At 55.6% G+C, this 19,419-nt stretch carries 21 protein-coding genes; 13 read left to right on the forward strand and 8 right to left on the reverse strand.

The genetic code is table 11. From position 1 onward, the window contains the following. Positions 1-196: 196 nt before the first annotated feature. Positions 197-856, forward strand: a complete 660-nt coding sequence (gene yccA / locus AC27FC_RS12405; RefSeq protein WP_023335168.1) for an FtsH protease modulator YccA — start codon at positions 197-199, stop codon at positions 854-856. Between the two features lie 54 nt (positions 857-910). Here yccA and AC27FC_RS12410 read toward each other — a convergent pair whose 3' ends face one another. Continuing rightward, positions 911-1,387, reverse strand: coding sequence for a hypothetical protein (locus tag AC27FC_RS12410; protein ID WP_033145135.1), 477 nt, complete (start codon positions 1,385-1,387; stop codon positions 911-913). Further along, complete coding sequence (locus tag AC27FC_RS12415) at positions 1,384-2,139, reverse strand: winged helix-turn-helix domain-containing protein (protein WP_182931776.1); 756 nt, start codon at positions 2,137-2,139, stop codon at positions 1,384-1,386. Before AC27FC_RS12415 ends, AC27FC_RS12410 begins: the two co-directional genes overlap by 4 nt. Before the next feature lie 309 nt (positions 2,140-2,448). Between AC27FC_RS12415 and AC27FC_RS12420 the strand changes: the two genes are divergently transcribed. The 6 genes from AC27FC_RS12420 (at position 2,449) to tusE (ending at position 8,684) form a co-directional block, all read left to right on the forward strand. Next, positions 2,449-3,192, forward strand: a complete 744-nt coding sequence (locus AC27FC_RS12420) for a fimbrial protein (protein WP_045142968.1) — start codon at positions 2,449-2,451, stop codon at positions 3,190-3,192. 75 nt (positions 3,193-3,267) lie between these two features. Continuing rightward, the gene (locus AC27FC_RS12425) at positions 3,268-3,774 is read left to right on the forward strand and encodes a CS1 type fimbrial major subunit (protein ID WP_021240847.1); all 507 of its coding nucleotides are present in this window, start codon (positions 3,268-3,270) and stop codon (positions 3,772-3,774) included. A 72-nt stretch (positions 3,775-3,846) separates the two neighbouring features. Beyond that, positions 3,847-6,564 carry a TcfC E-set like domain-containing protein gene (locus AC27FC_RS12430; RefSeq protein ID WP_487160224.1) on the forward strand — a complete coding sequence of 906 codons (2,718 nt, stop codon included), beginning with the start codon at positions 3,847-3,849 and terminating at the stop codon, positions 6,562-6,564. A 1-nt stretch (position 6,565) separates the two neighbouring features. Continuing rightward, positions 6,566-7,723, forward strand: a complete 1,158-nt coding sequence (locus tag AC27FC_RS12435; protein WP_196354644.1) for a CblD like pilus biogenesis initiator family protein — start codon at positions 6,566-6,568, stop codon at positions 7,721-7,723. 10 nt (positions 7,724-7,733) lie between these two features. Then, the gene (locus tag AC27FC_RS12440; RefSeq protein WP_047061513.1) at positions 7,734-8,285 is read left to right on the forward strand and encodes a LuxR C-terminal-related transcriptional regulator; all 552 of its coding nucleotides are present in this window, start codon (positions 7,734-7,736) and stop codon (positions 8,283-8,285) included. 69 nt (positions 8,286-8,354) lie between these two features. Then, a complete protein-coding gene (gene tusE, locus AC27FC_RS12445) occupies positions 8,355-8,684 on the forward strand; it encodes a sulfurtransferase TusE (RefSeq protein WP_008499913.1) in 330 nt (109 codons plus the stop codon). Here the strand turns inward: tusE and yccX are convergent. From yccX to AC27FC_RS12460, 3 genes are read right to left on the reverse strand one after another with little or no spacing between them, the layout of a single operon-like run. Next, entirely contained in the window at positions 8,681-8,962 is a 282-nt protein-coding gene (gene yccX / locus AC27FC_RS12450; RefSeq protein WP_032658146.1) for an acylphosphatase, read from the reverse strand. The genes tusE and yccX overlap by 4 nt on opposite strands. A gap of 11 nt (positions 8,963-8,973) precedes the next feature. Then, positions 8,974-9,762: an AraC family transcriptional regulator gene (locus AC27FC_RS12455; RefSeq protein WP_094934915.1), complete on the reverse strand. Its 789-nt coding sequence runs from the start codon at positions 9,760-9,762 to the stop codon at positions 8,974-8,976. A gap of 10 nt (positions 9,763-9,772) precedes the next feature. Further along, positions 9,773-10,330 carry a kinase inhibitor gene (locus AC27FC_RS12460; protein ID WP_094934914.1) on the reverse strand — a complete coding sequence of 186 codons (558 nt, stop codon included), beginning with the start codon at positions 10,328-10,330 and terminating at the stop codon, positions 9,773-9,775. A 173-nt stretch (positions 10,331-10,503) separates the two neighbouring features. Here AC27FC_RS12460 and rlmI point away from each other — a divergent pair, with 173 nt between their 5' ends. Continuing rightward, a complete protein-coding gene (gene rlmI / locus AC27FC_RS12465) occupies positions 10,504-11,694 on the forward strand; it encodes a 23S rRNA (cytosine(1962)-C(5))-methyltransferase RlmI (protein WP_094934913.1) in 1,191 nt (396 codons plus the stop codon). A 60-nt stretch (positions 11,695-11,754) separates the two neighbouring features. Beyond that, complete coding sequence (gene hspQ / locus AC27FC_RS12470) at positions 11,755-12,072, forward strand: heat shock protein HspQ (RefSeq protein WP_008499919.1); 318 nt, start codon at positions 11,755-11,757, stop codon at positions 12,070-12,072. Positions 12,073-12,108: 36 nt separating this feature from the next. Here the strand turns inward: hspQ and AC27FC_RS12475 are convergent, their stop codons facing one another. Beyond that, on the reverse strand, positions 12,109-12,522 hold the full coding sequence (locus AC27FC_RS12475; RefSeq protein ID WP_023311036.1) for a CoA-binding protein: 414 nt from the start codon (positions 12,520-12,522) through the stop codon (positions 12,109-12,111). Between the two features lie 173 nt (positions 12,523-12,695). Between AC27FC_RS12475 and csgI the strand changes: the two genes are divergently transcribed. Both csgI and mgsA read left to right on the forward strand, forming a co-directional pair. After that, on the forward strand, positions 12,696-13,358 hold the full coding sequence (csgI, locus tag AC27FC_RS12480) for a curli synthesis inhibitor (RefSeq protein WP_033145125.1): 663 nt from the start codon (positions 12,696-12,698) through the stop codon (positions 13,356-13,358). An 80-nt stretch (positions 13,359-13,438) separates the two neighbouring features. Then, a complete protein-coding gene (gene mgsA / locus AC27FC_RS12485; protein ID WP_094934911.1) occupies positions 13,439-13,897 on the forward strand; it encodes a methylglyoxal synthase in 459 nt (152 codons plus the stop codon). 58 nt (positions 13,898-13,955) lie between these two features. Here mgsA and helD read toward each other — a convergent pair whose 3' ends face one another. Then, positions 13,956-16,010 carry a DNA helicase IV gene (helD, locus tag AC27FC_RS12490; protein ID WP_094934910.1) on the reverse strand — a complete coding sequence of 685 codons (2,055 nt, stop codon included), beginning with the start codon at positions 16,008-16,010 and terminating at the stop codon, positions 13,956-13,958. A gap of 123 nt (positions 16,011-16,133) precedes the next feature. On the opposite strand from helD, the gene AC27FC_RS12495 reads away from it, so the two are divergent. Together AC27FC_RS12495 and yccS are read left to right on the forward strand one after the other, a co-directional pair. Continuing rightward, positions 16,134-16,580: a YccF domain-containing protein gene (locus AC27FC_RS12495; protein ID WP_023311032.1), complete on the forward strand. Its 447-nt coding sequence runs from the start codon at positions 16,134-16,136 to the stop codon at positions 16,578-16,580. A gap of 19 nt (positions 16,581-16,599) precedes the next feature. Then, positions 16,600-18,762: a YccS family putative transporter gene (gene yccS / locus AC27FC_RS12500; protein ID WP_094934909.1), complete on the forward strand. Its 2,163-nt coding sequence runs from the start codon at positions 16,600-16,602 to the stop codon at positions 18,760-18,762. On the opposite strand, the gene AC27FC_RS12505 is transcribed toward yccS, so the two are convergent. Next, a complete protein-coding gene (locus AC27FC_RS12505; protein WP_033145121.1) occupies positions 18,719-19,345 on the reverse strand; it encodes a TfoX/Sxy family DNA transformation protein in 627 nt (208 codons plus the stop codon). The genes yccS and AC27FC_RS12505 overlap by 44 nt on opposite strands. Positions 19,346-19,419: the final 74 nt, after the last annotated feature.

Below are 19,419 nucleotides of genomic sequence, written 5' to 3' on the forward strand. Positions count from 1 at the left end.
TTTTTCAGTAACCTATAAGAGCTTGATCTGGTAAATTGTCGCAAACCGTTGTTCATACTGGCGAAACGGATTTCTGCAGAAGAAATAACCGACTCCAGCGCTAACGTGCTGAGTAAAGATGGGTAAAACCACTTTGAGACTGGCGTGCCGTTTCCTATTCTTTCCACTAATTACATCTGTCATAAGAGAGTGACTCATGGATCGTATAATTACTTCTTCACGCGACCGCACATCGCTACTCAGCACCCACAAGGTGCTGCGCAATACCTATTTCATGCTCAGCCTGACGCTGGCTTTCTCAGCGATCACCGCCACCGCCAGCACCGTGCTGATGCTGCCGTCTCCGGGGCTGATCCTGACGCTGGTGGGTATGTATGGTCTGATGTTCCTGACCTACAAAACCGCTGACAAGCCCGTCGGCATCCTGTCCGCGTTTGCTTTCACCGGCTTCCTGGGCTACATCCTGGGGCCGATGCTGAATGCGTATCTGTCTGCCGGTATGGGTGACCTTATCGGCATGGCGCTGGGCGGCACCGCGCTGGTGTTCTTCTGCTGCTCGGCCTACGTGCTGACCACGCGTAAGGACATGTCCTTCCTCGGCGGTATGCTGATGGCGGGTGTTGTGGTAGTGCTGGTGGGCATGGTGGCAAACATCTTCCTGCAGCTGCCTGCCCTGCATCTGGCAATCAGCGCCGTGTTTATTCTGATTTCTTCAGGCGCGATCCTGTTTGAAACCAGCAACATCATTCGCGGCGGCGAAACGAACTATATCCGCGCCACCGTGAGCCTGTATGTGTCGCTGTACAACATCTTCGTCAGCCTGCTGAGCATCCTGGGCTTCGCCAGCCGCGATTAAGCACAACGGATACGAAAAAGGAGAATGCCTGTGGCATTCTCCTTTTTTTATGCCCTACTCACCCCGGCAAATATAGGTGGGATAGCGCCGGTCCTGAATCAGCCACACGGAAGGCGAGAGTTCAGAGATCGTCAGGTAGTAGCGTGCGGTCGGATTGGCGAAGCTACCCCACTGAGCATCAGGCGTATTGTCATTGTGCCGACGCCAGGTTTTGGTGTAGCTCAATACGATGACGTTATCATCGTCCCGCTGCTGCCAGGTAAAATCCACATCCCTGTCAACGATCAAACATTGCCCGCCAGCCCTTGCCGCGCCTTTATAGGTGGTCAACCCGGTACCGTCCCGATGAAAATAGAACTGGGCAACGGTATTGACCTTCACTTCACTGGCTTTTCCCTCATTGCGCGTGAAATTAAATTCAGTGCTGCAGGCCAGCACATCCTTTTTACCCACGCTGCCGGAATAGTAAAAAAATGCCAGCGAACAACCAACCAGTACACCGCCCACGCCAAAAAGAAGTTTTATTTTCATTTTTGTGCCCCGCTTTTATAACGTATGGTTTTACACAGGCTGGTTTTGCTGACCGGACAGGCACCAATAAACACCTCATCTGCAGCGGAAATAGTAAAACGGGCGCTGAAATAATAAATGTCGTACTCCTCCCGTCCGCACGCCACGTTATTAGCCTCCAGCCGCTCCGCTAATTTCGATAGCACCAGCGGTCGTCCGTGATCGTTGATAATCCAGATGCTGCAACTGGCGATTTTTTCCTTAACCGGCTTGAGTTTCGCCGGAATGAAAATCCCCTGCTGTCGGCTAAAGTAGAGACTCGTCCCCAGCGCAGCGACGATCAATACGGCCACAATCGCCCATTTTTTAATGGAGGCGCGTTGAGGCTTTACTTCTTGCGGTGCGACCGAGGGCTGCGGATCGACGGATGGAATATTCTCTCCAGGCTGAAAAATCACCTCAGCATCAAAGCGAAATCCGTAACGGGGTACGGTCACAATAAATTCGTGCCCCTCTCCCAGAGACTGGAAGCTTTTACGTAATTCGCTTACCGCTTTATTGAGATTATTTCCCGATGGCGTAAAGCCAAATTCCTCCCAAACGCGAGTGATCAATTCCTCCCGACTCAGGTCGTGCCCTTTGTGTTTTATAAATTCCTGCAAAAGCCGCACGGCTGGCGCCGAAAGCGTTAATACAGATTCTGGTTGTCCAACAAGACTTATTGCATGTGCTTCAGGATCGAATAACAACGAATTATTGCATATAAAAAACATCTTTTATTCTCGGCTGTTACCGCATGCTTTTTTAATCCCTGGTACATCGACATGAAAACCGCCTCCTGACCTGCTTATTTTTTCATCAGAAGGAATTTTCTTCCTATCCCTGGCCGCGGTATTTTCGCTTAACTATACAACCTTAAAGACAGAAAAGCAGGATAAAAACCTGTATTTAACGAGTTAATTAATACAAATTTTCACAAACCGCTGTTCTGGTTAAAGTTTCCCTGCCCTGAAGCAATACGAAAGCAGACGGTGTCCTGGTGTTAACGCGCCGCCGATGAACTCAGAGCAGGCAGACTGAATGTGAAACAGAAAAATAGAGTGAACATGACAACCGCCTTTTATGTCGCCGCGCTGTCATTGCCATTTTTCTCAGAAATGGCAATGGCCAATATGAGCGTGTACCCCATGGAACTGAATGTGGACAGGTCCGGTGCGGCGCAAATTAAGGTAGCGTCGAAAACGGATGATATTCAGTTCATTCGGGTGAGGCAAAAGAAAATTCTTAATCCCGGCACGGCCCAGGAAAAAGAGATTGATGTGGCCTCGTGGAAAGAAGGCGGCGTTGTTGTCACGCCCGAAAAATTTGCCCTCGCGGCAGGCGCCATGCGCGTCGTTCGTCTGGTATCGCTTACGCCACCGGAAAAAGAGACCACCTGGCGCGTCTATTTTGAAGGGGTAAAGCAGCCTGACAGCATTATTCCCGGCAAGGCAGAAAGCCCGGCTGCGACGGCGACATTGGGCGTCAATGTGATCTGGGGCGCCCTGATCCACCTCGCCCCGGAAAAAAGTGTGGTTTCACTCTCGATAGACCCTCGCAGGGGCACGTTAAAAAACAACGGTACGCTGCGCGTGCCGCTGAGAGAGATCGGTATTTGTGACGCAGATTCGTCGTGTAAATGGGTTAAAGAAGACGCGACGATTTATCCGGATACCGAACGGAAATTAAAAACGCTCACAAATACACAAGGCCAGAAATATAAATTCCGCTACTTCAACTGGGTGAATAAAACCGCTGAAGAAGCTGATTTACCCGTCGTGCAATAACACGACGTTACCGTAAAGACCCCAAAGGGTTTGTTTAAAGAGCCAGGGTGCTCATTTGTAAATATGGAGATATCAATGCGTAAGTACTTTAAACCTCTGATGATTGTTGCCGCGATGACCACGTCCGTTAGCGCGCTGGCGATCCAAAAAGATATTACCGTCAACGCCAGCGTTGATTCACAGCTGGACATGACCCAGGCCGATAACACGCCGCTGCCGGCAAGCATCGATATGCAGTATCTGCCTGGCCGCGGTCTGGAAAGCTATCGCCTGAATACCAAGGTGTGGTCTAACTCCGCCACCAGCAACGTGAAAGTCCGTCTGGTAAGCGCCGCGAAGCTGGCAAATGCCGACGGTGCTGAGACCATCCCAATGACGGTGAAGCTGGGCGACAAAACCCTCTCTACCGCCGATGTGGAATATACCGGTACCGAACTGTTCCCGGGAAGCATTGAAAACGGTTCAGCGGTACTGCCGCTGACCATTTCTCAGACCACCAAAGGCATTCTGAAAACCGGTCAGTACAGCGGCGTTGTCAGCCTGATGCTGACGCAGGCGACTACCACGGAAGGCGGTGCGTAACACCACAGCACCTAAGGAATAACGTCAGAGGGTGCCCACCCTCTGACGTCAGGATGATGTCGAGGCTCGTTCATGGCGTTTCACAGAAATACTCTCCTCTTTGTTGCTTTGTTACCCGCATCCATCCAACTCGCCTGCGCCGGGATGGCCGTCCCGGCAGGTTTTGAAGATCTGGCGAAAACGCAGCGCCTGTGGACAGAGGTCAACCTCTACGGCGAGTCGCTTGGACTTTTTGAAACGGATATCACGCTTGAAACGGTCAGTTTTGTCGCACCTGAAACCGTTGTGGCGGCCATCAAACGCCGGTTTAACGACGACCCTGCTCTCGTTGGCACCGTGTCTGCCGCGCTGGCCGTTCCGCTTGCCCGTAACGGCAACCAGGCCTGCAGCAGCAACGGCTCCGCAGCGGGCTGCGATTACATTGATACCGACCGCGCGGCCATTATCTATGACGAGAATAACGCCCGTATTAGCCTGTTTTTGGACAAGAAATTTCTGCCTAAAGCCACCGCGGAAAATCAGTGGTATCAGCCCACGCAGGACACCGAAAATGCGCTGATCCATCAGCAGAATATTAATTTTGTTGCCGACAGGGATTATCAGTCAGCCACCGTACAGGGCAATGGCGCGCTGGCGCTCACGCAGGACGGCTATGTTAACCTCGACTGGACCTGGCTGGGACAGCGTTCAAGGCGCCAGCAGCAACAGGAAATCACCGTCAACAACGCCTGGTTCCGCCAGGATATCCTGCGTCAGTACTATGTCCAGCTGGGCGAGATGGATACCCGCGATCTGTTCAGTAATGCCGGCGGGAATATCAACCTCAGCCAGCTGCCGCTGGGCAAAATTCGCGGTCTGCGCACGGGTTCAACACGGGCGTGGATGAATCCGGTTCAGCAGTCAAAGGGAACTCCTGTCACCGTACTGCTTTCCCATGACGCGCGTATCGACGCCCGCCGTGGCAATCAGCTGCTGGCCAGCTTTTATCTGAATGCCGGGGCGCAAACCCTCGACACGCGATCGTTTCCGGACGGGAGCTACACCGTCACGCTGTCGGTCTATGAAAATAACCGGCTGACGCGTACCGAGCAGGTGCCGTTTACCCGAACCGGCATTACGCCATTTGACCGCGTCGAGTGGTTCCTGCAGGCGGGTGAAACCGACAATAGCGATCGGAACGAAGAACGCAGCGCGGTTGCGCAGGCGGGTGTGCGCCTGCCCGTCACCCCGACCCTGGCGCTGACCAGCGGAGCAACGATAAAGAAAAACCAGCGTTTCCTGGAAAATGCGCTCGACTGGAGCCGGGGCTTCAACGCGGGCCCGATCGACGGCGTGCTCAGTACCCGGTTTAGCTACCTTTACGGCAGCGAAGGCCAGCGCGGCAATATTCAGCAAATCAGCTACAACGACGGTTTTTCACTGAGCCTCTATCGTAACGCGCTATCAGCGGAAAACTGCAACACCCGAAGCGCGGGGTTTGACGCCGTGAACGGCTGTTATCGCACCCTCTCGGTGATGTTTTCCGTCCCTGTCGGCGCCTGGTATGCGAGCCTCGGATATTCGGATAACCGCAACGAAGGACGGTACGTTTCACGTCGGGAGCTCCCGGACAGCGACGACCGCCACGATGCGGGTTTGCCGTGGGAATCGGTCTATATGACCCGCTCGCGCTCGCGCGCCTGGCAGGGAGGGCTGAGCAATGCCTTTAGCACCCGAGGCCTCAACATTAACAGCAGCATTAACCTGTTCATGCGTCACGATGACGCCCACGACGGCAGGGACAAAGGCGGCTACCTGAGCGTGAGCCTGTCCATGGCGCATAACCGTCAGGGTGATGCCTCGAGCTATACCTCTATGGGCGCGACCTGGCAGCACCAGCAGCGTGAAAAAAATCAGCTGAGCTACAACGTGGCGCATAACTGGTACGCCGATGCACGCGGTGAAAACGAGTATGGTCTGAGCGCGTCGGGCATTAACAGCGACTCGCTGAATACCTCAGCCTATACGCGCCAGGGCGGGCGATACGGCAACGGCAGTCTGACCGTCAGCGACGCCTGGGATCGTCAGGACAGGCGCCATACGCTGAGCAGCAGCGGCAACTACAGCTCGACCCTTGCGCTGTCGCGTTCTGGCCTGTGGCTCGGCCGCTGGAGCGACGGTCGTCCTGCTTCCGCCGTCGCGGTTAACGTTGCTACACCGGAAGATACCCAGGCTCCTAGCGTTGCCGTGTCGCTGGATAACAGCGGGAGCGCAGACATTCCGGGCAATAGCCGCGCCCTCTTCGCAGTGCCGGGCTACCAGCAGACAACGTTGACGATTAACGAATCGCTGGACGTATCCCGGGGAGCCAGCAGTGAGATCACGCAAGGTTCAGGCAGCAGAACGCTGTTTATGGTGCCTGGCAAACTGCTGCGTCGGGATGTACAAACCACCGCAAGCTACACCTGGCTCGGCCAGTTAACCGACGAGCGTCATTCGCCGTTTATCGGTGGCGTGCCGCTGAACGTTAACGGCTGGAGCGATCTCGGCAACGGCGGATTCAGCGCCCAGAGCGATGCCCTGCTGCATAACCTCTACCTGGTGCGCCAGCAGCAGTTTTATCAGTGCGAACTCAACGTGAAAAGTATGCGCGACGTGGTGCGCTATGTCGGCTCAATTCCTTGCCGGGAGTTAACCTTCTCCGCCCTGCCGGATGCCGTCCAGCAGCAGGCGCAGCTGATGCTCGCCGGACGATCGGTACCTGCCGGTCCAACTGCCATGAACGCCGACAACCTCACTAAAGGGAAATGATGTGATTAAGTGCTTCTTTATTTTACTGTTCTTAAGCCTGTGGACAGGCCAGGCGCTGGCGGGCGCCCCTGCGGGACGAAACACCAGCGTTGGGATCAGCTTCGATCGTACGGCACCGCCTGCGCGTTTCGATATCTGGTTTCATGAATCGGGCGGCTATGACCTCGCCGACCCGCAAAAGTGGGGACGTAATACCCTGACCTGTGAGTCCCGGACTGATACCACGAACGGGGCCTGCATGAACTCGCCGGTCTGGTTCTCAGCTAACCCGGCCTCGCCCTATGCCATCAATTTACGTTTCACGCATGCCCTCACCAGCAAGACGGTGGATATCAAGGTATATGGCGATCACTACATGTTTATCAACAATAAAGTCTTTACCTTCGCCAGTTTTGTCACAGGGGGAACGGGCGATCTCAGCGCCTGGAACAGAGAGCCCTATTTCGATTTCTATATTGTGAAAAGCGAACTGGATAAGCTCGCCCTGCCGGGGATCTGGACCGCAACGCTGAAGCAGAACCTGCGTCAATGGGGGAGCGCCGACTGTGGCGGAAACTTCAATGACGTAAACGTCGGATGCCCTGGCTACCTCACCATCGCCAGGTGGCAGGCAAACATTCGCATTGAGGTGGTCGATCCGGGTAATCAGCAGATTTATCTGCCGGCATTTCCGCACTCAACGCCCATCGTTAACCTCAACCTGACCAACTTCCCGGGGCGGCCGGGAGGTAGTGAGATCCAGGGTGAAAACTCGCTGGATATGTGCCTGTACGACGGCAAAAACAGTACCAGCACCCGCGCCTATCTTCGCTTTGAGGATGACGGACTCCCCTCAGCGGATCGTGCCGAAGGCGCGTTTTCAATCAGGCGACGCGGCGGTAGCCAGACCGATGCGCGGGATCGTCTCGATTATCGGGTCTCAGTCACCAATCCAATAACAGGCGCAACCGAAGCCGTCGCGAACGGTAAAACCCTGGTCTGGCAAGGCACGAACGATCCGCAGCATCTGCGTCAGGTCGTGCTGCCCGGCGGACGCGAGAGCGTATTGTGCATTCCTGCCCCTATTATCCTGAAAACCCCCGCGTTTGCCGCCAGCAGCAAAAACGCGGGCGACTATACCGGCACGCTGCGCGTTATCTATACGCCCAGCACGTTATAACGAGGTCACCGTGAGTTACGCTATTCTCGACAATAATCGATTTTACGCTGAAGGGTTGCGCTACGCGCTGCTGCGTCGGGGCGTTCAGCCAGAGGTCCAAAGCGACACCGTGCAATGGCAGCCAGCGCTGCTTACCCGCCGCGTGGTTGTCGTACGCTGTCGTTTTTCCGTGGCGGGTACGCATCAGGCACTGATTAACATTTTGCTCAGACTGGAAGCCGCCCGCTGGCAAGGCAGCCTGTATCTGGTCTGCAATGAAAAGGGGTGGGCGCTGGCGACGCATTTACGCAAGCGTTTCAGTACGTTGACCCTTTATATCATCGATGACCGGATCGCCGTCGCTGATGCGGCATATTTGCTGGCAAAAGAGCCTCGCCGCGTCCGAAGTCTTGACTGCTGTCTTACCGGCCTTGAATTCAACGTGCTCGATCTGATGCTTACCGGCTTGCCGGTACGCCACATTGCCATCGTGACGCGTATGTCTGAGAAGCAGGTTTCGACCCATAAATGCAACGCGCTGAAAAAGCTTAATGCCAACAATCTGCTGCAACTGCTCCTGTAGGGCACGGCTTATCCTTCGGCGGCTTTTTTGCTACACTGTCGCCGTTTTTTTCACAGACGACAGAAGATTATGTTCATTTTTGCAGGCCAGGAAATTGAGACCGATAGCGAAGGCTATCTGAAAGATACGACGCTCTGGAGCGAGCCGCTGGCGGAGAAAATTGCGGAAAACGAAGGGATTACCCTCTCCCCCGAACACTGGGAAGTGGTGCGTTTTGTTCGCGAGTTCTATCTTGAATTCAACACCTCTCCGGCGATCCGCATGCTGGTCAAAGCCATGGCCAATAAGTTCGGAGAAGAGAAAGGCAACAGCCGCTATCTGTATCGTCTGTTCCCGAAAGGCCCGGCAAAACAGGCCACCAAAATTGCCGGCCTGCCTAAGCCGGTGAAGTGTATTTAATACCGAATCCCGAAGTTTACGTATTCGCGCCCGGGTTGATGCGGTTCCGTTAACACCTTATCAACCCGTGCGCTGCGCGGCCCGCCCGCTTTCAGCCACGCCACCAGCTTGTCGACCTGCTCCGCTTCGCCGCAGGCGACCACCTCAACGCTGCCGTCGTCCCTATTTCGCGCGTATCCCGTGAGCCCAAGCTCAACCGCTTCGCGCTGGGTGCTGTAGCGGAACCCCACGCCCTGAACAACGCCGTGAACCCAGGCAATAATGCAGACTTTGGACATTTTTCTTCTCCTTAACGTAGCGTTTTCGGCAAACAGCCATAGTGCTGCCGGAAACGGGCGGTGAAACGAGAGCTGGAAAGATACCCACATTGTAATGCGATTTCACCAATCGGTAATCGGGTTGACTGGAGCTGTGACAAAGCAACGGCCATCCTCACCTCCTCCACGATCTGGCGAAAACTCTGCGATTCTTCACGCAAGCGTCTGCGCAGCGTCGGCACGCTTAAGGCCAGACGGCTGGCAACGTCCTGCGCGGTCCAGTCTCTGGCGGGCGACAGCATAATGAACTGCCGCACCTGCTCGGTCAGGTTACTGTTTCGCTCAACAAGCAGCGGACCCGCCACGCCATCGTGCAGCAGGGCCAGCAAAAGGCCGAAAGCCTGATGCTTTTGTAGCGCCTCCGGTAAATCCTGACGCACGGCGTGCAGCAGATTGTCCCACATAAACGCCAACCCCTCGCTCAGCGGGGCGCAGAGCGAATGCAGCGTCGTGCGCGGCCAGGATTTCAGGTAATGCGCCTTAAACTCGGCGACGATCTCCGGGGATAACATCAGCAAATCCGAGTGAAACAGACCGTTTACAGGCTGATTGATAATCTCCATCGCCGTATTGGCCGGGATAATAATGAGCTCATCCCGTGTCGCCTCCAGGCGGTTATCATCCTGAACTATCACCTTAGTGCCGCGAGTGATATGACAAATAGCCGGAAAAAAGAGCTTAACCTGGTGCAGGCGATGCATTTTGCTGGCAGTCACTTCACCCGCGGTAAGATGGTTATGTCGAAAATGAAACTCCTGCACCCTGCCATCCTTATCTGCTGTAGGTTGCTGTTAACTGAGCCTTTGCCAGAACGTGACTATTGAGCATAAAACCGACCAGCGCGCCGCTGGCATTGTTGTCGACGGGCAGTTTATCCACGTCCAGGGCCCAGACGGTAATCCGATAGCGGTGAGGCTTGTCCCCTTCGGGTGGACATGCGCCGCCGAATCCAGAATAGCCGAAATCATTACGCCCCTGCACAACGCCGGCAGGTAATTTCTCGCCGTTCGGGTTACCGGCGTCAGCGGGCAGCGTCATTGTCTTCGCCGGAATATTGGCTACGGTCCAGTGCCACCAGCCGCTGCCGGTAGGCGCATCCGGGTCATATACCGTGACGGCAAAACTTTTCGTACCGGCAGGCGGATTTTTCCATGCCAGCTGCGGTGAGATATTCCCACCGTGGCAGCCAAACCCCTCAAATACCTGCTGTTGCGCCAGCCGCCTTTCGCCGGAAATATCCTGGCTGGTGATGCCGAAAGGCGTTGTTGCTAAAACCTGAAAACTCATCGCCGCCAGAGCGGCTATTGCTATCACACTGCGCTTTTTCATGGGTGCTCCCTCTGCTGTACCGGAAGCCCCACTCTAAACCCAGCGGCAATATCGTAATGTGCCTAAGCGATTTGATTTTGTGCCGAAACGCTCAACGGTATCCGCAGATGATTGCGCCTTGCTGAATGTGGTAATCTACGCGCCATTTCCTGAAATCGACAGAACAGCAAATTATGAGTGTACGTTTAGTGTTAGCCAAAGGGCGCGAGAAATCATTACTGCGCCGTCATCCCTGGGTCTTTTCCGGCGCGGTTGCCCGTATGGAAGGCAAAGCCAGCCTCGGTGAAACCATTGATATCGTTGACCATCAGGGGAAATGGTTAGCGCGAGGCGCCTACTCGCCAGCGTCCCAGATCCGCGCTCGCGTCTGGACGTTTGATAAAGATGAAATCATCGACATCGACTTCTTCGTTCGCCGCCTGCAGCAGGCGCAGCAGTGGCGCGACTGGCTGGCAAAACGCGACGGGCTGGACAGCTACCGCCTGATTGCCGGTGAGTCCGACGGCCTGCCGGGCGTGACCATCGATCGCTTCGGTAACTTCCTGGTGCTGCAGCTTCTGAGCGCCGGAGCGGAATACCAGCGTGCAGCGCTGATCAGCGCGCTGCAAATGCTGTTCCCGGAATGCGCCATTTACGACCGCAGCGATGTGGCGGTGCGCAAAAAAGAAGGCATGGAGCTGACTCAGGGGCCCGTAACGGGCGAACTGCCACCGGCCCTGCTGCCGATTGAAGAGCACGGCATGAAGCTGCTGGTGGATATTCAGGGCGGGCACAAAACGGGTTACTACCTCGACCAGCGCGATAGCCGTCTGGCTACGCGTCAGTACGTTGCCGACAAACGCGTGCTGAACTGCTTCTCCTATACCGGCGGTTTTGCCGTTTCGGCGCTGATGGGCGGCTGTGCTCAGGTGGTGAGCGTGGACACCTCGCAGGAAGCGCTGGACGTGGCAAAACAGAACGTCGAGCTCAACAAGCTGGACTTGAGCAAAGCGGAGTTTGTCCGCGATGACGTGTTCAAGCTGCTGCGTAAATATCGCGATCAGGGCGAGAAGTTCGACGTCATCGTGATGGATCCGCCGAAGTTTGTGGAAAACAAAAGCCAGCTGATGGGCGCGTGCCGCGGGTATAAAGATATCAACATGCTGGCTATCCAGCTGCTGAACCCGGGCGGGGTTCTGCTCACCTTCTCCTGCTCCGGCCTGATGACCACAGATTTATTTCAGAAAATCATCGCCGATGCCGCAATAGATGCTGGTCGTGATGTACAATTTATAGAGCAGTTCCGTCAGGCAGCCGATCACCCCGTGATTGCTACCTACCCGGAAGGACTGTATCTGAAAGGGTTTGCCTGTCGCGTCATGTAACTTGAAAAGAGAAATATTGCCCGCACATAACGTGTAAGTCGTATTTCCCGGGAGGTGACTATGATTGCCAGCAAATTCGGTATCGGCCAGCAGGTCCGCCACACTTTGCTAGGGTATTTGGGTGTGGTCGTGGATATCGACCCGGAGTATTCCCTTGATGAACCGTCAGCAGACGAGCTGGCGGTGAACGCAGAGCTTCGCGCCGCGCCCTGGTACCACGTGGTAATGGAAGGTGATGATGGACAACCCGTTCACACCTATCTGGCCGAAGCGCAGCTGAGTAGCGAGCTGCAGGAAGAGCATCCGGAGCAACCCACAATGGATGAACTTGCTCAGACTATCCGCAAACAGTTACAGGCTCCGCGCCTGCGGAACTAAGCGTGTAAAAAAAGCCCGATAACGGGCTTTTTTTTATTACTTCGCCAGCCCCAGACGGGGGATGTCGATCGCCGGACAGCGATCCATGACGACCTTCAACCCCGCATCCCGCGCCAGCACGGCGGCCTGCTCGTTAATCACGCCCAGCTGCATCCACAGCGTTTTCGCCCCTACGGCGATAGCGTCCTGCGCCACTTCCCACGCCGCCTCGGAATTACGGAAGACATCGACCATATCAATTTTTTCCGGCACCTCCGCGAGCGTGGCGTAACCCTGCTGGCCCAGCAATGTTTTCCCCGCCACTTTTGGCGAGACCGGGATAACGTGATAGCCCTGATCGAGAAGGTATTTCATCACCCGATAGCTGGGACGATCGGGTTTATCGCTCGCGCCCACCAGCGCAATGGTACGCGTGGATGTCAGAATCTCGGCAATATCGTTCTCTTTCATGGTTTTTCTCCTGGCTTTTTTAAAAGTGTACGCCAAACCGCACATCTCAACCATCCATCCCATACAGATGCATGAGGGCAAAACGGCGAAATATGTCTATATGTTAGTAAACGTGATTATCGAAAAATTTAGATACATTAATGCGGCGACAGGATTTCTGACGGGAGCCTTCTATGAAAACCGGTATTGCCACTGCCCTGATTGCGTTAGTGATGCCGGTCTGCGTTTTTGCTACCACGCTCCGGCTCTCTACCGACATTGATCTTCTTGTACTGGACGGAAAAAAGGTCTCCAGCTCGTTATTGCGCGGTGCAGACAGCATCGAGTTAGATAACGGGCCGCATCAGCTGGTCTTTCGGGTAGAAAAGTCGATCGGTCTGGCTAATCACGAGCAACGGATGTACATTTCCCCGCCGCTGATCGTCAGCTTTAATACCCGGCAAATCAGTCAGGTGAACATCACCCTGCCTCGCCTTGAAACGGAGAAGGAATCTGCGGCCTTCGACGCTTCACCCCGCGTTGAACTGCTGGACGGGAATGCGATGCCGATTCCGGTGAAGCTGGATATTCTGGCGTTAACGACCTCGCCGAAAGGCCCGGATTACGAGGCCGCGACCCAGACCTATAACAAAGCGGGAAAACGCGCATCGCTTCCGCAGTTTGCCACCATGATGGCGGATGACAGTACGCTTTTATCCGGCGTCTCTGAACTGGACGTTATTCCTCCCCAGTCCCAGACCCTGACGGAACAGCGCCTTAAATTCTGGTTCCAGCAGGCCGATCCCGACACGCGGGCCCGGTTTTTACAGTGGGCAAAACAACAACCTTCATCATAAGCCACATTTTTTACGCCTTTCTCTTGCAGCGTCAGACGGTTCCCGTCATCGTGTAGTCAGTTAACCTGATGGATATGATTATGGAACTGACAACACGCACGCTGCCTGAGCGCAAACACATTGCTCTTGTGGCGCACGATCACTGTAAACAAATGCTGCTTAACTGGGTTCGCCGCCATCAGCCTTCGCTGGAAAAGCACGCCCTGTCGGCGACCGGCACAACCGGTAACCTGATCCAGCGCGAAACGGGTCTGCAGGTGAATGCCATGCTGAGCGGGCCGATGGGCGGCGATCAGCAGGTCGGCGCGCAGATTTCCGAAGGGAAAATTGATGTGCTGATCTTCTTCTGGGACCCGCTGAACGCGGTTCCGCACGATCCGGATGTTAAAGCGCTGCTGCGCCTGGCGACGGTGTGGAATATTCCGGTGGCGACGAACCTGTCGACGGCGGATTTCATCATCGAATCGCCGCAGTTTAACTCGCCGGTTGATATCCTTATTCCGGACTATCAGCGTTATCTTTCCGAGAGACTGAAGTAGCTTTTTTGCCGGGTGGCGGCTACGCCTTACCCGGCCTGGAAAATCTTTCCTGACATCGTTATGGCTTACGCGCCACCGGCACATCAATACTCTTCAGGATATCGACAAACACGGATGGCTCCTCTTTATTGAACAGCAGCCACACGCGATGCCGCGCGCGGGTGATGGCCACATACAGCAAACGCCGCTCTTCGGCATCCGTGAAATCTTCCGGCACCGGCAGCAGGGCCTCTTCCATCACCGACTCGCGGGCCGGGGCCGGGAAACCGTCGCTGCCCTCTTTCAGCCCCAGCACAATCACATAGTCAGCCTGCTGCCCTTTGCTGGCGTGAATTGTCATAAATTCAAGCTGCAGTTTCGGCCAGCGGGTGGCGGCTTTTTCCAGCGCTGCGGGCTTAAGGTGATGGTAGCGCGCCAGCACCAGAATACGTTCATCGGGCTTCGCGTAGCCGCTGAGTTTGTCCAGCAGCGGCTCCAGCTGGTCATCTGCCAGCAGGGTGACCGCTTTTTTATCCCCTGGGCGCAGGCTATTGAGCGGCTTGGCCAGCTGATGCGGGTTTTGCTGGATAAAGCGGTTGGCGATCTCACCAATGCGTGAATTGAAGCGGTAGGTGGTGTCCAGATCGCTGCGATCCCCTTCGCCAAAATAGTGGTGGAACGCGGTCGTCAGGGAGAGCTGCGCCCCGCTGAAGCGATAGATGGCCTGCCAGTCGTCACCCACCGCAAACAGCGACGTATGTTTATTTTGCGCCCTTAGCGCCGAGAGCAGTGCAGCACGCTGCGGAGAGATATCCTGGAACTCATCCACCAGAATGTGTTTCCACGGGCTGACAAAACGTCCCTTCTCAAGAATGATGATGGCCTGATGGATTAAACCGGAGAAATCGACGGCATTTTCCTCTTTCAGCGCGTTTTTCCAGGCTTTCAGCAGCGGAGCCATCAGCTTGACCCGTTTCGAGAACAGATCGCGGATCGCCTCCGGCGCGCTTTCAATCATCTCTGCCTGCGTTCCACCGTGCATTCGCATCAGGCTGACCCAGCGGTCAAGTCGCGAACCCAGCCGACGCGCCAGTTTGTCATCCTGCCAGAAGCTGCCCTCTGGCACCTCCCAGCCGAGCTCCTCCTCCAGCCACTGACGCCACCCTTTCGCCTGCGCCTTTTTCTCACTGCACTGCTGGCGCCACGTTTTGATGAACAGCGCCTGACGCGCCTGCGCGTCGTTTTCTAGCTTACTGATGGAAGGCACTTTTTTACTGCCCTGCTGAATAATATGCAGCGCAAGGGCATGGAAGGTTCTGGCCGTGATATCCCGCGTGTGCAGACGTTCCTGGATGCGTTCGTCCATCTCCTGAGCAGCCTTGCGGCCAAAGGCCAGAAGCAGTATTTGATCGGCTACCGCTTCTCCGGTCGTCAGCAGCCAGCCGGCACGCGCCACCAGTACCGACGTTTTACCGCTACCGGCCCCCGCCAGCACCAGCAGCGACTGCTCGCCGTTGACCACCGCGCGCGCCTGGGCCGGATTGAGCGGTGAAGATTCCACCGTACTGAAAAAGTCGGCGTATTGGGTGAGCATAGCGTCCATCCAGGCCTGGTTATGGGCGAGACGGCTTTTATCCTTATCATTCAGCCAGGCCTGACACTGGCGCCAGGCGTCGCGACAGTTGTCAAACTCGTCGAGACGCGTCACGGAGAGCGGCAGCGCCGAGAGTGCCTGTCGGATCTTTTGCTGCAGCCCGGCGGTCTGCTGACGGGTCAGCCACGCGTGCTGTGCGTTGCTCTTCGCGATATCGTCCAGCACCTGCTGCAGCACCTGGGCGGCAATTACGCTCATATCCTGGCTCCACTGCTGCCACAGTGCGTTCAGGTGATGATGGAAACGCTGGGTTTCCGCCCACTCGGTGCCGTGAAGACGCACGACTTTATCGTCAGGCAGAACGAACTCCAGCTCGCCCCACACCAGCCCGCGTTTACAGTGGATAGCCAGAAGCTGATTAAACGGAATAAGGTATTCGTGGCGTTCCCCGGAGACTTTCACCCCGGCATTAAGGAGAACCACCCTGTCGTAAGGGTGTTGCGCCAGGCGTTTGCCTAACGACGTTGCTTTCAGTTCCATGTTCCGCCAAATCCACGAAGAGATAATTTACCTGACAGTTTAACTGCCAGTTTTAAGGTGCTCCAGCCTAAAAAAACGTTACAATCATTGGGCGTTAATTTTATCGAAAGGAAGTGAGGGTTTATGCGTACCGTTCTGAATGTGTTGAATTTTGTGCTGGGCGGTTTTGCCACCACCCTTTCCTGGCTTTTTGCCACGCTGGTGAGCATCGTCCTGATTTTCACGCTTCCCCTGACCCGTTCCTGCTGGGAAATCACAAAACTCTCCTTAATCCCCTACGGGAATGAAGCTATCCACGTTGACGAGCTCAATCCGGAGAGCAAAAACGCCCTGATGAATACGGGCGGAACCCTGCTGAACATACTGTGGCTGATTTTCTTCGGCTGGTGGCTGTGCATCATGCATATTTTTGCCGGTATTGCACAGTGCATCACGATTATTGGTATTCCGGTGGGGATAGCGAACTTTAAGATCGCCGCTATCGCCCTTTGGCCCGTCGGTCGCAGGGTTGTTCCGGTAGAAGTGGCCCAGGCGGCGCGTGAAGCAAACGCGCGTCGTCGTTTTCAGTAAATAAGGACCGGCCGCGTTTATGCTAAGCCCATTGCTTCGCCGTTATACCTGGAACAGCACCTGGCTATACAACGTCAGGATATTTATCGCCCTTTGCGGCACGGTTGCCCTGCCCTGGTGGCTGAATGATGTCAAGCTCACCATTCCGCTTACGCTGGGAGTGGTGGCCGGGGCGCTGGCGGACCTGGACGATCGTCTGGCCGGACGTTTACGTAACCTGGTCATTACGCTCGTCTGCTTTTTCATTGCGTCAGCGTCCGTTGAGCTGCTTTTCCCGTGGCCCTGGCTGTTTGCCCTGGGCCTTACGCTCTCAACCAGCGGGTTTATTTTGCTGGGCGGCCTCGGGCAGCGCTATGCCACCATCGCGTTTGGTGCATTGCTGATCGCTATCTACACCATGCTGGGCGTTTCCCTCTATGACCAGTGGTACCAGCAGCCGGTTCTCCTGCTGCTGGGCGCCATCTGGTATAACCTGCTGACGCTAACCGGTCATCTGATCTTCCCGGTTCGCCCGCTGCAGGATAACCTTGCCCGCAGCTTTGAGCAGTTAGCCCACTATCTGGAACTGAAATCCCGGCTGTTCGACCCGGATATCGAGGAAGAAAGCCAGGCTCCGCTCTACGATCTGGCGCTGGCAAATGGCCAGCTGGTCGCCACCCTTAACCAGACAAAAGCCTCTCTGCTTACCCGTCTGCGCGGCGATCGCGGTCAGCGCGGAACGCGAAGGACCTTACACTACTATTTTGCCGCCCAGGACATTCACGAACGTGCCAGCTCCTCGCACGTTCAATACGCGGCCCTGCGCGAGAAGTTCCGCTACAGCGACGTGATGTTCCGCTTCCAGCGCCTGCTGTCCATGCAGTCTCAGGCGTGTCAGCAGCTCTCGCGCTCCATTCTGCTGCGTACGCCCTATCAGCATGACCCCCGCTTTGAACGCGTATTCAGCCATCTTGATGCGGCGCTCGACCGCGTTCAGGCCAGCGGAACGTCACCGGAGCACATCAAAGCGCTGGGCTTTCTGCTGAACAACCTGCGGGCGATTGATGCTCAGCTGGCGACCATTGAGTCCGAACAGGCGATGGCGCTGCCGGGCAGTGAGGTGGAAAATCAGCTTGCTGATGACAGCGTGCACAGCGTTAGCGATATGTGGCTGCGTCTGAGCCGTAACTTTACGCCGGAGTCGGCACTCTTTCGCCACGCGGTGAGAATGTCGCTGGTGCTGTGCGTGGGGTATGCCTTTATCCAGATAACCGGGCTGCACCACGGCTACTGGATCCTGCTGACCAGCCTGTTCGTCTGCCAGCCGAACTATAACGCCACCCGACACCGTCTTGCGCTGCGTATTATCGGCACGCTGGTCGGCGTCGCGATCGGCCTTCCGGTACTCTATTTCGTGCCCTCCGTTGAAGGTCAACTGATTCTGATTGTGATCACCGGCGTGCTGTTCTTCGCGTTTCGCAACGTGCAGTACGCCCACGCCACCATGTTCATCACGCTGCTGGTGCTGCTCTGCTTTAACCTGCTGGGTGAAGGGTTTGAAGTTGCCCTGCCCCGCGTGATCGATACCCTGATTGGCTGTGCGATTGCCTGGGCTGCGGTCAGCTTTATCTGGCCGGACTGGCGTTTCCGCAATTTGCCGCGCGTGGTAGACAGGGCAATGAACGCCAACTGTCGATACCTTGACGCAATCCTGGAGCAGTACCACCAGGGGCGCGATAACCGCCTGGCTTACCGGATAGCCCGTCGCGACGCGCACAACAGTGATGCAGAACTGGCCTCCGTTGTCTCTAACATGTCAACGGAGCCTCGCGCCACGGCGGAGATTCGTGAGACTGCGTTCCGCCTGCTCTGTCTGAACCATACGTTCACCAGCTATATTTCGACGCTGGGTGCCCACCGTGAGAAACTCACCAACCCGGGCATTCTCAACCTGCTCGATGACGCCGTCTGCTACGTTGATGACGCACTTCATCACCGACCGGCCGATGAGCCGCGCGTTCAACAGGCGCTGGATGAACTGGCTCAACGCATTGCGCATCTTGACCCAGAAAACGACAGCAAAGCGCCGCTGGTGCTTCAGCAAATAGGCCTGCTTATCGCTCTGCTGCCTGAAATTTGCCGGCTGCAACAGCAAATCGCTACCTGGAGGAGTGATTCTCCTGTGGCTCAGGCAGCGCATTAAACCACTCCGTCAGCTCCCGGCGAATGCCTGCCGGGAGTGCCGCCTCATGCAGCCCCTCGATAGCCCCTTCCAGTGCGAAGAGAACCTTAATACCGAGCGCTTTGTTTTTTGCCCGCATCTTCAGCCAGCTCGCTCTGGCACCCAGCGCCCGCAGCGTTTCCTCATTGGTAATGCCAGCTTCAAAGAGCAAGACTTCAAGCTGAAAGGTCAGGTTTGGCAGATCCTTGAGTCGGTTTCGTTGATGGCGCTGATAGCGCTCTTTTCTTGCCGCACTGAGCGCAAACGAGGAGAGCTGAAGCAACCGCTCCCTGTCCTGCCATAATCCGTCATCCACACGATAATAGTTGAGCAGCACCGGGCGGCCTCGCTTCATCAACGTCAAAAAAGAGGAGGCATTTTTTACACAGTATTTCGCACTCTCCTCACAGGCGCGGAGATAAAGCTCTCCGTCTGACACCATGGCAAAAACCGCATCATCCACCGCCAGGGTATAGCCTCCAAACAGCGCGCGATGATGAATCTCGCCCAACGGGGAGAGGTATTCCTGGGATTTATAAATCCGTTCATAAGATATCTTTTTCATGATATTTCCCTTCAAAATCATAAAGTAACAACGAAATTTCTTACTAGCGGATCCGTTAGCAGGAAAATAGGCAA

This window comes from Enterobacter sp. C3_dUdeg, assembly GCF_057536195.1.